At 71.8% G+C, this 18,340-nt stretch carries 16 protein-coding genes and 1 tRNA gene; 8 read left to right on the top strand and 9 right to left on the bottom strand.

Features of this window, described 5'->3' with window-relative positions:
- Positions 1 to 4 precede the first annotated feature (4 nt).
- Positions 5 to 820 (bottom strand): ABC transporter ATP-binding protein, encoded by an 816-nt coding sequence (locus DQ392_RS04890; RefSeq protein ID WP_114014222.1) that lies wholly within the window; start codon positions 818 to 820, stop codon positions 5 to 7.
- Between the two features lie 486 nt (positions 821 to 1,306).
- On the opposite strand from DQ392_RS04890, the gene DQ392_RS04885 reads away from it, so the two are divergent.
- Positions 1,307 to 1,392, top strand: a tRNA-Leu gene (locus tag DQ392_RS04885).
- 343 nt (positions 1,393 to 1,735) lie between these two features.
- Here DQ392_RS04885 and DQ392_RS04880 read toward each other — a convergent pair.
- Both DQ392_RS04880 and DQ392_RS04875 read right to left on the bottom strand, forming a co-directional pair.
- Positions 1,736 to 2,857 carry a hypothetical protein gene (locus DQ392_RS04880; protein ID WP_245981187.1) on the bottom strand — a complete coding sequence of 374 codons (1,122 nt, stop codon included), beginning with the start codon at positions 2,855 to 2,857 and terminating at the stop codon, positions 1,736 to 1,738.
- Between the two features lie 590 nt (positions 2,858 to 3,447).
- Positions 3,448 to 3,807, bottom strand: coding sequence for a hypothetical protein (locus DQ392_RS04875; protein WP_114014221.1), 360 nt, complete (start codon positions 3,805 to 3,807; stop codon positions 3,448 to 3,450).
- Positions 3,808 to 4,042: 235 nt separating this feature from the next.
- Between DQ392_RS04875 and DQ392_RS04870 the strand changes: the two genes are divergently transcribed.
- The gene (locus DQ392_RS04870) at positions 4,043 to 5,269 is read left to right on the top strand and encodes an aminotransferase-like domain-containing protein (RefSeq protein WP_114014220.1); all 1,227 of its coding nucleotides are present in this window, start codon (positions 4,043 to 4,045) and stop codon (positions 5,267 to 5,269) included.
- A gap of 194 nt (positions 5,270 to 5,463) precedes the next feature.
- Here the strand turns inward: DQ392_RS04870 and DQ392_RS04865 are convergent, their stop codons facing one another.
- Positions 5,464 to 6,855, bottom strand: a complete 1,392-nt coding sequence (locus DQ392_RS04865) for an MFS transporter (protein WP_114014324.1) — start codon at positions 6,853 to 6,855, stop codon at positions 5,464 to 5,466.
- A gap of 264 nt (positions 6,856 to 7,119) precedes the next feature.
- Here DQ392_RS04865 and DQ392_RS04860 point away from each other — a divergent pair, with 264 nt between their 5' ends.
- The gene (locus tag DQ392_RS04860; protein ID WP_114014219.1) at positions 7,120 to 7,761 is read left to right on the top strand and encodes a TetR/AcrR family transcriptional regulator; all 642 of its coding nucleotides are present in this window, start codon (positions 7,120 to 7,122) and stop codon (positions 7,759 to 7,761) included.
- A gap of 463 nt (positions 7,762 to 8,224) precedes the next feature.
- Complete coding sequence (locus DQ392_RS04855; RefSeq protein WP_114014218.1) at positions 8,225 to 9,139, top strand: nitroreductase/quinone reductase family protein; 915 nt, start codon at positions 8,225 to 8,227, stop codon at positions 9,137 to 9,139.
- Here DQ392_RS04855 and DQ392_RS04850 read toward each other — a convergent pair.
- On the bottom strand, positions 9,088 to 9,648 hold the full coding sequence (locus tag DQ392_RS04850; RefSeq protein ID WP_114014323.1) for a MarR family winged helix-turn-helix transcriptional regulator: 561 nt from the start codon (positions 9,646 to 9,648) through the stop codon (positions 9,088 to 9,090). The two genes, DQ392_RS04855 and DQ392_RS04850, sit on opposite strands and share 52 nt — an antisense overlap.
- A gap of 128 nt (positions 9,649 to 9,776) precedes the next feature.
- Here DQ392_RS04850 and DQ392_RS04845 point away from each other — a divergent pair, with 128 nt between their 5' ends.
- Together DQ392_RS04845 and DQ392_RS04840 are read left to right on the top strand one after the other, a co-directional pair.
- Complete coding sequence (locus tag DQ392_RS04845) at positions 9,777 to 10,400, top strand: DoxX family protein (RefSeq protein WP_114014217.1); 624 nt, start codon at positions 9,777 to 9,779, stop codon at positions 10,398 to 10,400.
- A 258-nt stretch (positions 10,401 to 10,658) separates the two neighbouring features.
- Positions 10,659 to 11,543, top strand: coding sequence for a Bax inhibitor-1/YccA family protein (locus DQ392_RS04840; RefSeq protein WP_114014216.1), 885 nt, complete (start codon positions 10,659 to 10,661; stop codon positions 11,541 to 11,543).
- A gap of 209 nt (positions 11,544 to 11,752) precedes the next feature.
- On the opposite strand, the gene DQ392_RS04835 is transcribed toward DQ392_RS04840, so the two are convergent.
- Positions 11,753 to 11,980, bottom strand: a complete 228-nt coding sequence (locus DQ392_RS04835) for a DUF4287 domain-containing protein (protein WP_114014215.1) — start codon at positions 11,978 to 11,980, stop codon at positions 11,753 to 11,755.
- A gap of 114 nt (positions 11,981 to 12,094) precedes the next feature.
- On the opposite strand from DQ392_RS04835, the gene DQ392_RS04830 reads away from it, so the two are divergent.
- Positions 12,095 to 12,424 (top strand): hypothetical protein, encoded by a 330-nt coding sequence (locus tag DQ392_RS04830; protein WP_114014214.1) that lies wholly within the window; start codon positions 12,095 to 12,097, stop codon positions 12,422 to 12,424.
- An 18-nt stretch (positions 12,425 to 12,442) separates the two neighbouring features.
- Here the strand turns inward: DQ392_RS04830 and DQ392_RS04825 are convergent, their stop codons facing one another.
- The 3 genes from DQ392_RS04825 to DQ392_RS04815 form a co-directional block, all read right to left on the bottom strand.
- Complete coding sequence (locus DQ392_RS04825) at positions 12,443 to 13,696, bottom strand: hypothetical protein (RefSeq protein WP_181856279.1); 1,254 nt, start codon at positions 13,694 to 13,696, stop codon at positions 12,443 to 12,445.
- 292 nt (positions 13,697 to 13,988) lie between these two features.
- On the bottom strand, positions 13,989 to 15,209 hold the full coding sequence (locus DQ392_RS04820; RefSeq protein ID WP_114014213.1) for an acetyl-CoA C-acetyltransferase: 1,221 nt from the start codon (positions 15,207 to 15,209) through the stop codon (positions 13,989 to 13,991).
- Between the two features lie 267 nt (positions 15,210 to 15,476).
- Entirely contained in the window at positions 15,477 to 16,508 is a 1,032-nt protein-coding gene (locus DQ392_RS04815; RefSeq protein WP_114014212.1) for an SGNH/GDSL hydrolase family protein, read from the bottom strand.
- Between the two features lie 362 nt (positions 16,509 to 16,870).
- On the opposite strand from DQ392_RS04815, the gene DQ392_RS04810 reads away from it, so the two are divergent.
- Entirely contained in the window at positions 16,871 to 18,259 is a 1,389-nt protein-coding gene (locus DQ392_RS04810; RefSeq protein WP_114014211.1) for a cystathionine beta-synthase, read from the top strand.
- Positions 18,260 to 18,340: the final 81 nt, after the last annotated feature.

The raw sequence follows: 18,340 nt of genomic DNA, 5'->3' as shown, positions 1-18,340 counted from the left end.
AGGCTCAGCTCCTGCGCGCCTTGGCGTCGAAGGATTTCATCCGCTCCAGCACGCTGTCGGCCGTCGGTCCTGCCATGTCGTCGACGATGCGCCCGTCGGCGAGGAAGACCACGCGGTCCGCGTAGGCGGCCGCCACCGGGTCGTGGGTGACCATGACGACGGTCTGGCCCAGCTCCCGCACGGAGTTGCGGAGGAAGCCCAGTACCTCGGCGCCCGCCCGCGAGTCGAGGTTGCCGGTCGGCTCGTCCCCGAAGATGATCTCCGGCTGGGAGGCGAGGGCGCGGGCCACCGCGACGCGCTGCTGCTGACCGCCGGAGAGCTGGTTGGGGCGGTGCTTGAGACGGTCGGCGAGCCCGACCGTCTGGATGACGCGGTCCAGCCACGCCTTGTCGGGCTTGCGGCCCGCGATGTCCATCGGCAGCGTGATGTTCTCCAGCGCGCTGAGAGTGGGCAGCAGGTTGAACGCCTGGAAGATGAAGCCCACGCGGTCGCGGCGCAGCTGGGTCAGCTTCTTGTCCTTCAGACCGGTCAGTTCCGTCTCACCGATGCGGGCGCTGCCGCTGGAGATGGCGTCCAGGCCCGCCATGCAGTGCATCAGCGTGGACTTGCCGGAGCCCGAGGGGCCCATGATCGCGGTGAACTCGGCCCGCCGGAACTCCACCGTTATCCGGTCGAGGGCGACCACCTGGGTCTCGCCCTGGCCGTAGACCTTGGACAGGTCGGTGGCCCGCGCCGCGGCGACGCCGGTGCTGGTGTGGGCTGCGGGGGCTCCGGGGTACGGGCCACCCGCGTAGTCGTGCGGACGGGTGCTGGTCGTCACAGCGGGGCTCCTGTCGGGTCGTCGGTGGAGGAAGCCGGTTGGGAACTTCCGAATGACCTCCATCGTTCCGCCCCTTCTCCCCTCTGGGATCAGCCCCGGCTCTTGTTTGCGGGGGAGTCTTCGGAGGTAGCCCGCGCCACCCTCGTCCTCCTTGGGGATGACGGCCGACCCTGAGACGGCGAGAAGGCGGCTCGCGCCGCCCGGCTGAGCTGGGCAGAGACCGCTGGCATATGCCAGAGGGAGGTGTGTGACACGGAAGTGCGTGACCGAACGGCGACTTTCCGTCATTTCTGTAGAGGTGAACGTAGGAAGAAGACCGCTGCGAAGTGGTCCATGTGGTACTGATGCCCCGTCAGTTGCCAATAAAATAAGACAACATCGGTCTGTCGATCCGCTGTTCGGGGGATGACCCTGGATAGGCTCGTCCCGCGTCCTGGGGTGGGCCGTGTGCGCCCGGCGGTGCACGGAGCGGTCCCGGAGACCGGTGCCCGGATGGTGGAATGCAGACACGACGAGCTTAAACCTCGTTGGCCCTCAGGGCCGTGCCGGTTCAAGTCCGGCTCCGGGCACCAACACCCCTGGTGGCCCCGACCTGCTGAAAACCACCTGTAAGGGCGCCCCGTGACGGCGCTGCGGGCGCACGGTGGGAGCACCCCGACGTATCAGCCGGGCGGAACGAACGCCGTGCGCACCTCCGTGCCCGCCCGCGTGTGGCTCTGGGAGGCCGGACTCGACGGTGGACGCGCCGACGGCACAAAAGTCGCCGGCGCACTGTCCGGCTCCGCCCAGCCGCCGACGTGTCCAGGCAGCCTGGGTGTGTGGCGTGTGTCGTCCTGGTGACGCAGCAGCGGAGCCGCTTCCGGGATGAGTGGGTGCGCGGGATTTGCCACCACACCTACTGAACTCGCGAAAAGATCAGTAGTCGTCCGAGTCGGTGGCCGAAGGCGGCATCTTGGCAATCGAAGGACCAGGAGCAGGGCCAGGACCAGGAGCAGGGCTCGGCCGAAGGGCCGTGGAAGCTGTCGCGGTCGATGGCCCGGGGCGGGGAACCCGCCTGTAGGCCGAGGCCAGCAGAGCGATCACGGCCGCCAACAGCGTGGCGTTGGCCGCGTACTTCGCGGCATAAGAGGTGTGTCCACCCAGCGGCTCGACTGCGAACGAGAGAACGGAGTTCACCACAAGGGCGGCGCCACCAACCACGAGTGCGTGGCGTCGGTCCCAGCCTGCTCGGCCCGACCAGAGCAGGAGCAGACCGCCGCCCAGCGAGAGCACCGTCAGATCGGCGAGGACGCCCGACCAGCCGGGGGGTGCCAGTTGGTGGGTGGCCATCACCCCCACCGCTCCACCGCCGGCAAGCCACGGCGGCGGCACCCAGCCCGAGGAGACCTCATGCCGGCGCGGCAAGGCGAGCGCGGCAGCGGCAAGCGCGGCAGCGACCACTGCGGTGGTGCCCAGTTGTGCCGTGCTCGCCAGGAATTCTCTGGTGTGCTCGTGAAAGAACACCACGAACGCCAGGACGTACAACACCAGCAATGCCGTGACGCCCCCACGTCCCAGCCACGGGCGGTCAGCCAGTCGTGGAACACAGGACTCGACCACGACGATTGGTGCCGCGAAGCTCCAGATCACGTGACCGACGACGAATCCGAGCAGATGGTGAACACTGATCCCGGCGACGGGAACGAGGGTGGGAAGACGCTCCTGGGACCAGAAGGGATCGCTGACGAAGTGCGGGTTGAACAGGCTCTGGTCGATCACCCCGGCCTGGATCAGTCCGAACGCCCCGCTCAGCAGAAGAATGCTCGGCCATCCTCGGCCGGACCGGCGAACGACCTCTCTGATGAGCACCGCTACCGTTCCATAGAGTGGGGCGAGAAACAGCAACCCGGAAACGAGCTCCCACGGGCGGCCGATGATGCTGTCATAGCCGATGAGGTATTCGGCACAGACCGGAGACAGCACGAGGAGCGCCAGCACCGCCGACAGCCGGCGGAATAGCGGTGGTCGCCCGAGTGGGACAGAACTCAATGTTTCCATGCGGACCCCTTGGTGAACAGCGCGAGAAACGAGCCGGGGCGCCGCCTCCCCGCAGCCGCTCCCGGAACTCACCACGACCGTAGACACGCTGCCTCGGCGCACGGATCAGCCTTTGGTCTCCTGGGGCACGACCAAAGTCCCCACCACCGCGGCCCCGGTATCGACAGACCGGGCAAACCAGGGTGGTTGCGAATTCTCAGTTCGCGTAGATCTTCCTGCCCGGGGGAGTTGACGTGGTTACAGCACCGGCACGAGATCTGTGCTCGGCAGGACGCCCCGAGGTTGTTGGAGGAGAGGTTGCGTCACCTGGCCGGGCGTATCTCGTCGCCCACCCTGTCCGGCGACTGAGCGGCGCGGGGCTGTAGGACGTCCGTCCTGAGAGGGGCCGGGCAGGCGGGGCGGCCCGGGGTGTGGGCGCTCCCCACCACCTCTCCAGCCGTTCGAAGACGCGGTCACCGAGGACGATGGTGCGCGGGCGACGGCCCGGGCCGACCTGGGGCGACCTGGGGCGATGGGGTCGACGTACGGGACGCGAGGTCGAGGTGCGGGGGCACGAGGTCGCCGTGCCCCCGCACGGGCGGGGCCGCGCGTCAGCGGGTCTCCAGCCGGAGCCGCAGTTGCTTCTCCTGGTCTCCCGCAACCTCCAGCACCTCCACCACGCCGAATGCCTCCGTCAGCACGCCGTGCATCCGCTCCACCGCGTGCGGAGAGCCCTGCAATTCGGCCGTCACAGGGGAACGGAGTGTCACCGCGTCCGGCCTGCCCCCGTCGCCGGAGGCGTCGAACCTCGACAGCCACACGTTGGCCTCGCGGCCCTCCGGCTGCAACTCGCTCCAGTCGGAGCGGAAGAGTCCGCCCAGTACCCGGAACACCGCTTCGGCGTCCTCACGGGCGCAGTCGCTGAGCTCCACGGACACTTCCCACTCGCCTTCGGACATCTCGGCCGTCACGTCCTGGGCCTCCCTCTCTCGCCTACTGGCTGGCTCGCCTTCTCCGCGGGCGCTTCTTACGCGGGCCAAGGCTCGCGCATACGCTCCAGGCCCCAATATCGGCCCGCAGGTACCCGTCCGGCGGGATCCCAACCGGCGATTCGCCGGGGGACCGGTGAGCCGGGCAGCCGGCGGCCCTGTGACCACATGCCGGATGGCGATGGGCCCGCGCGGGATGCGCTCCTAAGCTGCGGCGATGACTCCCGGTACGCTCACCGGCTCCGCGCCGGCCACCGCTCCCGTGCCCCCGCTCGCCGCCCGCGCCGCCTCGGTGGGCTCGTCGCCCGTACGGGAGATCCTGGCGCTGACCGAGCGTCCCGAGGTCATCTCCTTCGCCGGTGGCCTCCCCGCACCCGAACTGTTCGACTCCGGCGGCATACGCGCCGCCTACGACCGGGTGCTCACCGAGGAGCCGCGGCGGGTGTTGCAGTACTCCACCACGGAGGGGGACCCGGCGCTGCGGGCCGCGGTGGCCGGGCGGCTGGCGGACCGCGGCCTGCCGACGGATCCCCGGGCGCTGCTGGTGACGACCGGTTCCCAGCAGGCCCTCACCCTGCTGGCGACCGCGCTGCTGGAGCCAGGCGACACCGTACTGGTGGAGGACCCCACCTACCTGGCGGCACTCCAGTGCTTCGGTTTCGCGGGGGCCCGGGTGGTGCCCGTCCGCTGCGACGAGGACGGTGTGGATCCCGGGGCGCTGGCGGAAGCGGTGGAGCGCGAGCGGCCCAAACTGCTCTACCTGGTGCCCACCTTCCAGAACCCGACCGGCCGCACCCTTCCGCTCGCGCGGCGGCAGGAGGTCGCCGAGATCGCCGCACGGGACGGCCTGTGGCTCCTCGAGGACGACCCGTACGGGGAACTGCGCTTCGAGGGCGCGTCCGTGCCGTGGCTCGCGTCGCTGCCCCGGGCCGCCGACCGGACGGTGCTGCTGGGCAGCTTCTCGAAGGTGATGGCCCCCGGCGTGCGGCTCGGCTGGCTGCGGGCGCCCACCGCGCTGCTGGGCGCCTGTGTGGTCGCCAAGCAGTCCCTCGACCTGCACTGCTCCACCGTCGACCAGGCCGCGGCCGCCAGATATCTGGCGGACAGCGACCTGGACGCCCACCTGACGCGGGTCCGGGAGTCCTACAGGCGACGCCGTGACGCCCTGGTGGACGGTCTCGCCGCGGCGCTGCCGGACGGCAGCACGTGGAACCGTCCCGAGGGCGGCATGTTCGTCTGGGCCCGGCTGCCCGAGGGATACGACGCGACCTCGCTGCTGCGCGAGGCCGTCGCGCACGACGTCGCCTACGTCCCCGGCGCCCCCTTCTTCGCCGGCCCGCCCGATCACGCGGCACTGCGCCTGTCGTTCACCACCCACACCCCGGCGGAGATCAGCGAGGGCCTGAACCGGCTCGGGCCGGCCCTGCGGACGGCGGCGGGGTAGCCGACGCACGAGTGAGCGGCGGGTTCGCCGGGCGGGTGGAGGGGCCGTTTTTCCGGATGGGCGGAGGAGCCGGTTCGCCGGGCGGCGGGAGGGGCCGTTTGCGGGGTGGGTGGAGGGTCGGGCCCGCCGGACGGAGGGTCCGGCCGGCGGGGGCACGACGAGTCCGCCCCGCCCGGCGGCTCAGCGCGCCGTCCTCAGCCCTCCGTCGCCGCCCGCACCCCTCCGGCGTCGCCGCTGTCCGCGCCCGGGGCGCTCTCTCCCCGCGCGGTGGTGTGCCCGCTCGTCCGCTCGCGGGGCAGCGCCAGAGCGAGGAGCACGATGCCGGCCAGGACGCCGGTCATGGTGGCGAACACGCGGCCGTGGGCGGTCCCGTCGGGTCCCGCGACGGCGGAGAGCGCGGCGAGCCCGAGGGCGCCGCCGAACTGTTTGGCGGTGTTCATCAGACCGGAGGCGGCCCCGGCGTCACCGGTGGGAACGCCGGAGGTGACCACCGCCGTCGCGGGCGTGACGAACACGGCGGCCCCCAGGGAGAAGACCACCGCGGGCCCCAGCACGCCGAAGAGATAGCCACTGCCGGCGGACGCGGTGCTCTGCCACCAGAAACCGGCACCGCACAGCACGGCTCCGGTCAGGATGAGCGTCCGGTGTGCGAAGCGGCGCATCAGACGGGGCGTCACCCACACCCCGGCCGCCGCGCCGATCAGTGTGTGCGGCAGGAAGCCCAGTCCTGTGCCGAGCGCCGAGTAGCCGAGTGTGTCCTGCATGAAGAACGTCAGGAAGTACCAGACGGGGATCTGGAGGCAGGCCCCTGCCAGCAGCACGATCGTGTTGCCGACCGCCACCGTGCGCCGCCGCAGCAGTGACGGCGGGATCAGCGGCCGGGATGCCCAACGGGTCTCCACGGCGACGAGGAGGAGCAGGGCCGCGGCTCCGCCCGTCAGCGCCCAGAGCGTGGCGGGGTCCGACCAGGAACCGTCCTGGGTGCGGCTGACGCCGTAGGTGAGGGCCGTCATGCCGACGGTCGCGGCGAGGGCACCGGGCAGGTCCAGCCGGGGGCGTGCCCGGCCCCGGGGGAGGCCGCTTTGCGGCAGTACCCGTACGAGCAGCAGTGCGGCGCAGCCGAGGGGGACGTTGACGAGCAGGACGGCCCGCCAGGAGAACGCCTGAGTGAGCACTCCTCCCAGCAGGTTGCCCGCGGCGCCGCCGACGGAGGAGACGGCCGTCCAGACGGCGAGCGCGCGGGTGCGGCGCGGCCCTTCCGTGAACGTGGTCGTCAGGACGGTGAGCGTGGCGGGGGCCAGCACGGCGGCTCCGAGCCCCTGGGCGGCGCGCGCCGCGATGAGCGTGCCAGGGGAGGTGGCGAGCCCGCCGGCCAGGCTCGCGAGGGTGAACAGTGCCAGCCCCGCGGTGAACACGTGGCGGTGGCCGCGCAGGTCGGCCAGGCGCGCGCCCGGCAGCAGCAGACCGGCGAACGCCAGCGCGTAGGCGGTGGCGACCCAGGAGAGGCCGGAGCTCGTGGTGAAACCGAGCGCTTCCCGAACGGCGGGCAGTGCGACGTTCACCACCGAGACGTCCAGGACGACCATGAACTGCGCCGCACAGGCCAGCGCCAGGACGGCGGCGGCTTCGGTCGTCGTCGGCGTCGTGGAGGTGGTCGCGGGTGTGGTGAAGGGCACGGCTCCTCCCTCGGGTGTGCTTTCGCGCCCGGACCGCGCCGGTGGCGCGGACCGCACGGGAGGGCTTTTCAATGTGGCCACATCGTAAAGCCCTCCTGGTGTGCTTTTCAATGTGGCAACATCGAGATGACGACAGACGGAACGGGCGAACAGTGGGCGAGGAGGGCCGGGAACATGCCGTCCAGCGCATCCACCCGCGGCCGCGGGCCGGGGCTGCACCACGACCGCCGGCGCACGGAGATCGCCGACGCGGTGCTCGCGGTCGTCGCCGGGAGGGGACTGCCCGCGGTCTCCCTGACGGAGGTCGCCGCTCAGGCCGGCGTCTCACCGGGCCGGGTCCAGCACTACTTCCCGACGAAACAGAAGCTGCTGGAGGCCGCTTTCGACCGTGGCAACGAGCGCAGCGAGGGACGCATCAGGGCGCGTCTGGGTGCCGCCCCTGGCGACGCACCGCCCGCCGAGGTGCTCGCCGTCGTCCTGGACGAGCTGATCCCCCACGACGCGGAGTCACGGGCGCACATGAGGGTGCGGCACGCGTTCAACGCCGGCGCGCTGGCCGACGACGCCATCGCCGAGCGCGTCCGCGGCCTCTACGCCGGCCTCCACGGGAGTCTGGCCGCGTGCCTGGCCCGCGCGGGGGCGAAGTGCCTGGACCGCGCGGGCGCGAACGCGCCGGAGGCAGGCCACGAGGCCGCGGCTGTCGCGCTGGTGGCGCAGGCGGAGGGCCTCGCCTACCACGTGCTGCTGGGCACGACGGGAGCCGTGAGCGCACGGCACACGGTCCGTACGGCGCTCCAAGCCGCCCTGGCGCGCTGAGCGGCCTGCGGCAGGCCCTGTGCGGGGGCCGGGCGTGCGGGTGTGCGTCCCGACGTCCCTTGCCCCGGGCGGAAGAAGCACGTTGAATGGGGGCTGTGTCGTGTGACGCTGCCGCTCGTACGGCAGTGGCATGGAGGCACCTTGACGTGAGGAGAGTGCATCGTGGGTACACACACCGCCAGGCTCGTCTGACACGTATCTGAGACGCGGCTGACGCACAGCGCAGCCGTTCCGCGCCGCCGCCGTCCCTTCGGCCGCGCGCCGGGTTCCGCTTCTTCTTTTTCCGCTTTCCCGTCCCTGCCTGCCGGGTGCTGACGCGTGCGCCTCGACGTGCGCTCACACGCGTGCGCACGGGCGCGGCTCACACGCGCGCTCGTGGGCGTGCGGTGGGCCCACGTGTGCCCGCACGGGCGCTCGGACGCGGCCGCGGGCCGGGACGTCTCTTCTGCTGGGAGCTGTTTTCTTGACCCCTTCGCCCCTTTCCCCCACTCCGCCCCGCGTCAGTGACTTCAACCGTGCGGTCGTCGAGGAGTTCCGCGCCAACTCCGGCCGCGTCGGCGGCCCGTTCGAGGGTGGGGATCTGCTGCTGCTGACCACCACCGGAGCCCGTTCGGGCCTACAGCAGACCTCCCCCCTCGGGTACGTCCGTGACGAGGACGGCCACCTCCTCGTCGTCGCCTCGGCGGGCGGCGCACCCCGCCATCCGGCCTGGTACCGCAACCTGCTCGCGCACCCCATGACGAGGGTCGAGGTGGGGGAGGAGTCGTTCGGGGCCGTCGCGGTGCCCACCGAGGGCGCCGAGCGGGACCGGCTGTTCGCGCACGTCGTGCGGCAGGCGCCCGGATACGCCGACTACCAGGCGCGCGTCTCCCGTGTGCTGCCCGTCGTCCGGCTCGAACGCTCCTATCGGGGCGCGCCGTTCACAGGGCTCGTCGACAAGCTCTTGGAGGTCCACACCTGGCTGCGTGACCAGCTGCGCCGTGTCTCCACGGAGGCGGACGCCTACTTCGCCGCCAGGGCGCAGCGGACCGGCGGCACCGAGGCGCCGCGGGTCCCGCTCGGACCCCAGCTGCGTCAGCACTGCCTGGCCTTCTGCGAGTCGATGCACACGCACCACGCCTTTGAGGACCAGGGGGCGTTTCCCGTGCTGGCCGAGAAGTACCCCCACCTGGCGCCCGCGCTGGCACGCCTGCGCGCCGAGCACCAGACGGTGGACCGCCTCCGCGTGGAGCTGGAGCGCCTGCTGGCCGACCTGACGACCGCGGAACCCGGCCGCTTCCGCGCCGAGCTCGCCCGGATGACCAGTGAGCTGGAGGCCCACCTGGACTACGAGGAAGAGGTGCTCATCCCGCCGCTGTCCGAGCTTCCGGCGCCCTGAGCCTCCGTTTCCGCAGCCCTTTCAGCAGCCTCGGTTTCCTCCGTGTCGCGGCCTGGGGGACGCAGCCGGGCTCCGACCCGGCCGAGCGCACGGGCGATGGTGTCGATCTCGTCGGGCTCCAGGACGTCGATCAGGGCGGCGCGGACGGCCGCCACGTGACCGGGGGCCGCGGCACGCAGGGTGTCGCGGCCCTCCTCGGTGAGGACGGCGAGGACTCCGCGCACGTCCGTGGGGCACGAGCGGCGCCGCACGAGGCCGTGCTTCTCCAACTGGCCCACCTGGTAGGTCAGGTTGCTTTTGGAGGTGAACAGCCCCTCGGCCAGATCGGTCATCCGCAGTTCGCCGCCGGGTGCTCCGGCGAGGCGGACGAGTACCTCGTACTGCGGATGGGAGAGCCCCGCGTCCTCCTTCAGCTGCTGCTCCACGTGGCGGGAGACCCGGCTGGTCGCTTCGAGGAAGCCCTGCCAGGCCGCCATCTGACGTTCATCGAGCCACCTGGTCCCTGCCATGAACACCATCCTACGTGTTGTTCAAATTCAAACCGCCTTGTTACCGTCGGACGGTACGTTTCGAATTTGAACAACCGGTGGCATCGTCCCGTCACCCGGTTCCCCCGCTGACGCAGGAGGCTCCGCTCATGCCGTCCCCCCACGCCGCACAGGACGCTCGGACCACCCCGGACAGTCCGCCCGCCACCGGCCCCGCGGCCCGGTTCCCCGGCGCCCCCGGGCCGGCCGACGCCGCCACCGCGCAGTCCGCCCCTGCCGCGCGGTCCGCCCACGACGCCGGACTGCTCCTGCTGCGCCTCGCGCTCGGCCTGACCATGGCGGCCCACGGCTCCCAGAAACTCTTCGGCTGGTTCGACGGCGGCGGGCTCGCGGGGACCGAGCAGTTCTTCCAGTCGGCCGGCTATCCGGCGGCCGGGGTCATGGCCGTCGTCGCGGGGCTGACCGAGACGCTCGGCGGGCTCGGACTCGCGCTCGGCCTCCTCACCCCGCTGGCGGGCGCCGCGGTCTTCGGGACGCTGCTCAACGCGCTCGCGGTGAAGTGGGGCGGGGGCTTCTTCGCCCCCGAAGGCGTCGAGTACGAACTGCTGCTGACCCTGGCCGCCGCCGCGCTCACCCTCGCGGGGCCAGGCCGGCTGGCGGCGGACTCCGCGCTGCCGCTCCCGGCGCCGTGGCGGCACCGGCTCAGCCACGGTGCCGCCGCGCTCGTCCTCGGAGCGGTGGTCGCGGGCGTCCTCCTCCTCGTGCGCTCCTGAGAGCGGCGTGCCTCGCGGCTCCCGAAGGGGGCGTGTCCGATGCGCTCCTGGAGTGGGCGTATCCGAAGGGGCGGGCCGGGACCGATCGGAGTGTTCCGCCCGAAAGCGGTCACCCGCACGGGTGAGGACGTGATGGCTGTGTGGCACAGGGAACAACGAGTGTCTTCTCTTCGTTGTTGACTCTGCACTAGCGTGCTGTTTTTACTAACGCATTACGCTGGACTGCGAGGCCGCGCAGTGTGGCCATGGAGGAGTGAGATGAGGAGCAGCAACCCGGTCTTCTCGCGACGGGGGTTCAGCCGCGCGGGCGGCTACGCCGGCTTCGATGCGCAGCAGCAGCCGCAGGCCGGGAACCCGTACGCGTCCAACCCCTACGCCGCCAACCCCCAGGCGGGCAATCCGTACGCCCAGCCCAACCCGTACGCGGCCCAGCAGACGCAGACCCCCGGTCAGCCGTACACGGCGCCGCAGGCTCCGCCGTCCGCCGGGCGGATGACGATGGACGACGTGGTCGCCCGTACGGGTATGACCCTCGGCCTCGTCGTCGTCACCGCCGCGGTGGCCTGGCTCACCGGTCTCTCGCTCGGCCTCGCGCTGGGCGCAGGGCTGGTGGCGATGGTGCTCGGCTTTGTCCAGGCGTTCAAGCGCAAGGCCTCGCCCGCGCTGATCCTGGCGTACGCCGCCTTCGAGGGACTCTTCCTCGGCGCACTGAGCAACTACGTCAACCAGTGGGTCAACGGCGCCGCGATGCAGGCGGTGCTCGGCACGATGGCGGTCTTCACCGCCGTACTGGTGATGTACAAGACCCGCATCATCCGTGTCACCCAGCGGTTCTACCGCTTCGTGATGGCCGCGGCGATCGGGTTCGTTCTCCTGATGGCCGTCAACCTGCTCTTCGCCGCCTTCGGCGGCGGTGACGGGCTCGGCTTCCGCAGCGGCGGTCTCGGCATCCTCTTCGGCGTCATCGGCATCGTGCTCGGCGCGCTGTTCCTCGCCCTGGACTTCAAGCAGGTCGAGGACGGCATCGCCTACGGCGCGCCGAAGGAGGAGGCGTGGCTGTCCGCCTTCGGTCTGACGCTGACTCTCGTGTGGATCTACATGGAGTTCCTGCGTCTGATCGCCATTCTGCAAGGCGACAACTAGCGTCGGCCGGTGCCGGGCGCCCGTGCCCGGCACCGTGTGCGCCGCACACCGCGAGGGCCCGGGAGGTCTCACCTCCCGGGCCCTCGCGGTGTTGTTCCGGCCACTTCGGCCGCGCCCTGTCTTTCGGGGCGCGGCCGGCGCGGCCAGTCCTCGTGCTGGTGTCCTAGGGTCTTCGGGTCGCTCGCGCCTGCCCCGGCATACGGCCGGGCCTAGAGGTGGCGCGCGGCGCGCCGCAGGTCGTGTTCGTGGATGATCGCTTTGGCGTGCCCGTAGGCGAGGTCGTGTGCGCCACGGAGCCAGCTCACCTTCTCCTCGAAGCGGAGGAGGGCGGGGCCTTCGTCCACTGTGCGCAGCCAGTCGGAGACTTCACGGCCGGTGCACTGGGGGATGCGGGAGAGCATGTTCCGGTGGGTCTCTTCGGAGAAGACTTGGGACATCGGCGCCTCCGGACGCTTGTGCAATGAGTCCTTGGCCACACGTTGCCTGAGTGCGCGGGCGTTGGCAACAGTGTGGTCGGCCCGCACCGGGAGAGGGCTGGATAGGGTGAGGCCGTGCCCCGTGTTGACACCCGTTCGCTGACCGACGCCGTGGAGCGACTCGCCGACCGGCTGCGGGCCGCGCCGCAGTCCGCCCTGACCCGCGGCGCCGCGGCAGACGGCCTCGCTCTCGCGCGGGAACTGGCCACGCTGGCGCAGCGCCTGGAGTTCGGGGCGGAGACCGCCGCGCGCCGTACGCTGCCCGACGCGGGCGTCTTCGCCGTCGGCGACCAACTCGCCGTCGCCGGACACGACCTGGTCGCGGCCCTGCGCGCGGCCCCCGGCGAGGACGCCGAGCCAGTGCTGGAGGAAGCCCTGCGCGCGGTGGAGACGGTGCGTCTGTAGGTGGCCGGCCCGCCGCGTCTACAGCGGGGTGATGACGCGGTCGGCCAGCAGGTAGGCCGTGCTGCCGTCCGGGTAGCCGAAGGTGAGCGTGTAGGAGCCGGAGATGCCGGAGCCGCCCATCAGCACGGGTGCCTCCCCGCGGCGTACCGCGTCGGCCAGCGCCTCGCTCGTGGCGCGGTGGCCCGGCGACAGGCACACGGTCGTCCCGTCCTCGAAGAGGTAGACGTCCAGCGTGCCGAGCGGACCCGGGCGTACGTCGCTCAGTGGCGTACGGGCCTCGGCGAGGCCGGCGAGGCGTTCGATGGTGCGCTCGTGGTAGGTGACCGTCGGCGCGGGGGACGAGGACGCGTGCGGGGCGACCGGCTCGCCGCTGAGCGTGTAGTCCGGCTGGGACGGATGGCGGCGCCGGGCGGCCGCCAGATCGGGCGACTCCGCGTCGGTCTCCGCGCTCACGTCCGGGGCGTGGGGCGAGGGGCGGGCGGGGGCACCGTCCGGCTCCTCCTCGTTCTCACCCGGGTGCGTGTCCGCCGTGTCCCACGCGTCGAACGAGGCCAGGTCCACGTCCATATCCGCGTCCTCGGGACCCGGCTGGCGCGGGATGAACATCTGACCGGTCTCCGAGCCGTGCGGCGCCGGCGTCTCTCCGGTGGGGCCGGTGAAGTCGGCGGCACCGAGGAAATCGGCGGCCGTGAAGTCGGCGGAACCGCTGGAACCGGTCGGATCCGCGAAGTCCGCGAGGGCGGTGAGGCCGGCGTCCCCCGAGTCGCCGTCCGTGGACCGGACGGGGTCGGTGAAGCCGTCGGCGGGGTCGCCGGGGGCGATCTCGTACTCGGTGCCGTGCCCCGCCAGCAGGGCGCCCGACTCCGCACCCGCGTCGCCGCGGGCCTCCTGGGCGGCCCAGAAGGCCCGCGCCTCGGCGAGTTCCCGCTCCCGCTCGTCCGCCAGCGCGGCGGCGACCGCGGCGCGGATCTGCCGGGAGAAGGGGCCTGCCGTCTCCGCGTCGCTCTCCTCTTCCGATGCCGTGGGCGCCTCGGCGGCCGCTGCCGCGCGGGCTTCGTCGGCCGACGCCGTACGGGCGTGCGGGACCGCGGTGGTCCCGCAGGCCGCAGCGCTGACGGCGGCCGTGGCCGGGACGTCGTGCCGCCCCGCCTCCAGTTCGGTGCGCAGCGCCGTCAGCTGGCGGCGCAGGCCGCGCGCCGTGTGCAGTGCCGCACCGCCCAGGGCGGTGGCCACGGCCGCCGCACACAGCAGGATGAGGGATATGGCGCTCACTGACTTGACTCCCGGTTCCGGTTCGTTCCCCCTGACGCGGTCCCCCCGGTCGTTCACCCTGAATTCCTACAACAGCGGTGTCGGTACACGGTGTCGATGAGGTCGTCCAAGGCTCTTCGACCGTAGTGCAAATCCTGGCGAACTGGACAGGTGGGAGAGCGGCTTCATCCCCGGTGTACCGCTGTGACCTGCGGAAATGCCGCGCCCCCAGGGTGTATATCACATCCTGGGGGCGCTTTTGTCTCGGCGGCGTCTCAGCGGGTGGGCGCCGGGGGCCCACCGCGGTCCGAGGTCAGCTCAGGCGCTCCAGCACCATCGCCATGCCCTGGCCGCCACCCACGCACATCGTCTCCAGGCCGAACTGCTTGTCGTGCCACTGGAGCGAGTTGAGCAGCGTGGTGGTGATGCGCGCGCCGGTCATCCCGAAGGGGTGACCGACGGCGATGGCGCCGCCGTTGACGTTGAGCTTGTCGAGGTCGATGCCGAGGTCCTGGTAGGAGGGGATGACCTGCGCGGCGAAGGCCTCGTTGATCTCGACCAGGTCGATGTCGCCGATCGACATGCCCGCGCGGGCGAGCGCCTGGTTGCTGGCCTCGACCGGGCCGTAACCCATGATCTCGGGGGAGAGCGCGGAGACGCCGGTCGACACGATGCGGGCCAGCGGGGTCAGCCCCAGCTCGCGGGCCTTGGTGTCGGACATGATCACCAGCGCGGCGGCGCCGTCGTTGAGGGCGCAGCAGTTACCCGCGGTGACCAGGCCGTCCGGACGGAAGACGGGCTTGAGGCCCTCGACGCCCTCCAGGGTCACCCCGGAGCGGGGCCCGTCGTCCTTGCCGACGACCGTGCCGTCGGGGGTGGTGACCGGCGTGATCTCCCGCTCCCAGAAGCCGTCGGCGATCGCCTTCTCCGCCAGGTTCTGGGAACGGACGCCGAACTCGTCCATCTCCCGGCGGGTGACGCCCTTGTGCCGCGCGAGGTTCTCCGCGGTCTGGCCCATCGCGATGTAGACGTCGGGCACCTGCTCGCTCTCGCGCGGGTCGGTCCACCCCTCTCCTCCCTGCTCGGCGCGGGCCGCCGTGCGGGCCTCGGCGTCGGCGAAGAGCGGGTTGTGGGTGTCGGGCATCCCGTCGGAGGTGCCCTTGACCGAGCGGGAGACCGTCTCGACGCCCGCGGAGACGAACACGTCGCCCTCGCCCGCCTTGATCGCGTGCAGTGCCATGCGGGTCGTCTGGAGGGACGAGGAGCAGTAGCGGGTGATGGTGCAGCCCGGCAGGTGGTCCATCCCCATCTGGACGGCCACGACGCGGCCGAGGTTGTGGCCCTGCTCGCCGCCGGGGAGACCGCAGCCGAGCATCAGGTCGTCGACGTCCCGCGGGTCCAGCTCGGGCACCTTGGCCAGCGCCGCCTTGACGATCTCGGCCGTCAGGTCGTCCGGGCGTACGTCCTTGAGGGAGCCCTTGAAGGCGCGGCCGATGGGGGAGCGGGCGGCGGAGACGATCACTGCTTCGGGCATCAGGGGCTCCTGGGGGAGTCGGCGGATCGGCGGTACGGAGCGGAAGCTACCCGCCCGTAGGGTGCCGGTCACGGTCTGAACGGTGTGATGCGGGCCTCTTCTAAGCGTTTGCTTTGTCCCGGGGAGGCGTCAAGACACTCCCGCCGAAAGAGGCTCTCGCCGAAAGACGCTCTCGCCGAGGAGCGCGCCGCTCGCCGCACCCCTCCTGCCGCCCGGGTTCTGCCCGCTCGGTGGCCGGCACGCTCTCGTCGGGGGCGCGCCGACCGGTCAGCGGTGTTCGGGTTCCTCCTCGCGCTGCCAGGTGGTCTCCTCCGCGGGCGGCAGCCTGCGCCGGCGGCGGTGCTTGAGCAGGGCCCAGGGGCCCCGCATGCCGGCGACCTCGGTGCCGCCCTCGGCCGCCGCCTCCGCCGCGGCCCGGGCGACCGGCAGCACGCCCTCGCGGCGGCGGCTGTCGGGACGCTCGTCCGGCCACAGCCCCAGCGCCGTGCACAGGGTGGGCAGGACCGCCATGGCGGCGGTGGCGTAGCCCTCGGCGGACGGGTGGTAGTTGTCCGGGCCGAACAGTTCGCGCGGGTTGGCGGAGAACTCCGGGCCCAGCAGGTCGCCCAGCGAGACCGTCCGTCCGCCCTCCTCGACGACGGCGATGGTCTGTGCCGCCGCCAGCTGACGTGACAGCCGCCGCGCGATCCAGCGCAGCGGCTGCCCGACGGGCTCGACACTGCCCAGGTCGGGGCAGGTGCCGACCACCACCTCGCAGCCGGCCGTCCGCAGCCGTGCCACCGCGTCCGACAGGTAGCGGACCGAGCGGGCCGGGGACATGCGGTGGGTGACGTCGTTGGCGCCGATCATGATGACGCACACGTCCGGTGCCGTGGCCGGCTCCCGTGCGCTCAGCAGCAGCGTGATCTGCCGCTCCAGGTCGTCGGACATGGCGCCGGACAGTGCGACGTTGCGCAGTTCCACGGGGCGCTCCGCCACGGCCGCGAGCGCGGAGGCCAGCAGCGCTCCGGGCGTCTGCCGCGACCTGTGCACGCCCTGTCCCGCCGCCGTCGAGTCGCCGAGGAAGGCCATGCGCAGGGGACGCCCGGTGTAGAGCCTGCCGAAGGCGTCGCCGTAGAGCCCGTCGGCCTGGGGTGGCTCGTCGTCCGAGCCGCCGATTTGACGTTTCGCCAGTTGGAGTTCGGTGAACAGCAGCCCGACCGCCGCCCCGCCGACCAGGCCGATTCCGCCGCCTCCGTAGGCGGCTGCGGTCGCGATTCGCCGGGCCACTCTCGCGCTCGACGCCTTCGACATCGGCATTGTGCTCTTCCGCCTCCCGCGTTGCCGTGCTGATGGTTCGTCCGGTTCTTCTGCTCAACCTGACGGGTTCTTTCCGTCTGGTTCGCAGCATGGAGTGCGCGCCGTTCCTCGGTGGCGCGCCGCTTTGTCGGACGATGTCCTCCAGGCCGGTTCGGGAAGCCTCCCGAAGGGCCCTGGTCCGGGTGGTCGCCCAGTACGTGGTGACCGTCCGGCCGCGCGCCGGGGCTCGTACCCCTCAAGACTGTGTTGCCCGCCCCGGAGCGTGCTGCAACGCGCCCCCTGCGTGCGCGTGTTGCCCCATATGGTGTCGGCACGGGCCCGCGACCCGCGGCCCGCGACCACGACTACGCGCGGAGACCACGGTGCAGTATCACGAGTCGATGATCGAGCTTGTCGGCAACACCCCGCTGCTCAAGCTCACCAGTGTCACGGAAGGCATCCAGGCCACCGTCCTGGCCAAGGTGGAGTACTTCAATCCGGGCGGCTCCGTGAAGGACCGGATCGCGCTGCGCATGATCGAGGCGGCCGAGGAGTCGGGCGCGCTGCGTCCTGGCGGGGTGATCGTCGAGCCCACCTCGGGCAACACCGGGGTCGGTCTGGCCATCGTGGCGCAGCAGAAGGGCTACCGCTGCCTGTTCGTGTGCCCCGACAAGGTCTCCACCGACAAGATCAACGTGCTGCGTGCCTACGGGGCCGAGGTCGTGGTCTGCCCCACGGCCGTCGACCCGGAGCACCCCGACTCGTACTACAACGTCTCCGACCGGCTGGTGCGGGAGACCCCCGGGGCCTGGAAGCCCGACCAGTACAGCAACCCCGACAACCCCCGCTCGCACTACGAGACGACCGGGCCCGAGCTGTGGGAGCAGACGGACGGGCGGATCACCCATTTCGTCGCGGGTATCGGCACCGGAGGCACCATCAGCGGCACCGGGCGGTACCTGAAAGAGGTAAGCGGCGACCGGGTGCGGATCGTGGGCGCCGACCCCGAGGGCTCGGTCTACTCCGGCGGCAGCGGGCGGCCCTACCTGGTCGAAGGCGTCGGTGAGGACTTCTGGCCCGACGCCTACGACCGGAACATCACCGACGAGATCATCGGCGTCTCCGACAAGGACTCCTTCCAGATGACGCGCCGGCTCGCCAAGGAGGAGGGCCTGCTGGTGGGCGGCTCCTGCGGGATGGCGGTCGTCGGGGCGCTGGAGGTGGCACGGCGGCTGGGTCCGGACGGCAAGGACGCAGTGGTGGTCGTCCTGCTGCCCGACAGCGGGCGCGGCTATCTCAGCAAGATCTTCAACGACGAGTGGATGAACGACTACGGCTTCCTGGAGGAGGGCGGCACCGCGGGGGCGCGGGTCGGTGACGTCCTGCGGCACAAGGAGGGCCCCATGCCCTCGCTGGTGCACATGCACCCTGAGGAGACCGTCGGCGAGGCCATCGAGGTGCTGCGCGAGTACGGGGTCTCGCAGATGCCCGTCGTCAAGCGGGGGGCGGGGCACCCCGACGTGATGGCCGCCGAGGTGATCGGGTCGGTCGTCGAACGGGAGTTGCTGGACGGGCTGTTCGCGCAGCGGGCCTCCCTGGGGGACGCGCTCGACAAGCACATGAGCGCGCCGCTGCCGCACGTCGGCGCGGGCGAGGCCGTCGCCGACCTGATGGCCGTGCTGGAGGGGGCCGACGCGGCGGTGGTACTGGCGGACGGCAAGCCGAGCGGGGTCGTCAGCCGCCAGGACCTGTTGGCGTATCTGGCACGGTGAGGAGGGGCCCGGGACAGGCCCCCCGGGCCCGGGCTTTTCCCGCCCGTGCGCCTTGCCGCCGTTCTCGTCGGCCCCCTGGGC

The organism is Streptomyces reniochalinae (genome assembly GCF_003323735.1).
GTDB lineage: Bacteria > Actinomycetota > Actinomycetes > Streptomycetales > Streptomycetaceae > Streptomyces > Streptomyces reniochalinae.
Note: the sequence above shows the minus strand (reverse complement) of the source record. Positions and strands in the feature narration are given on the sequence as shown.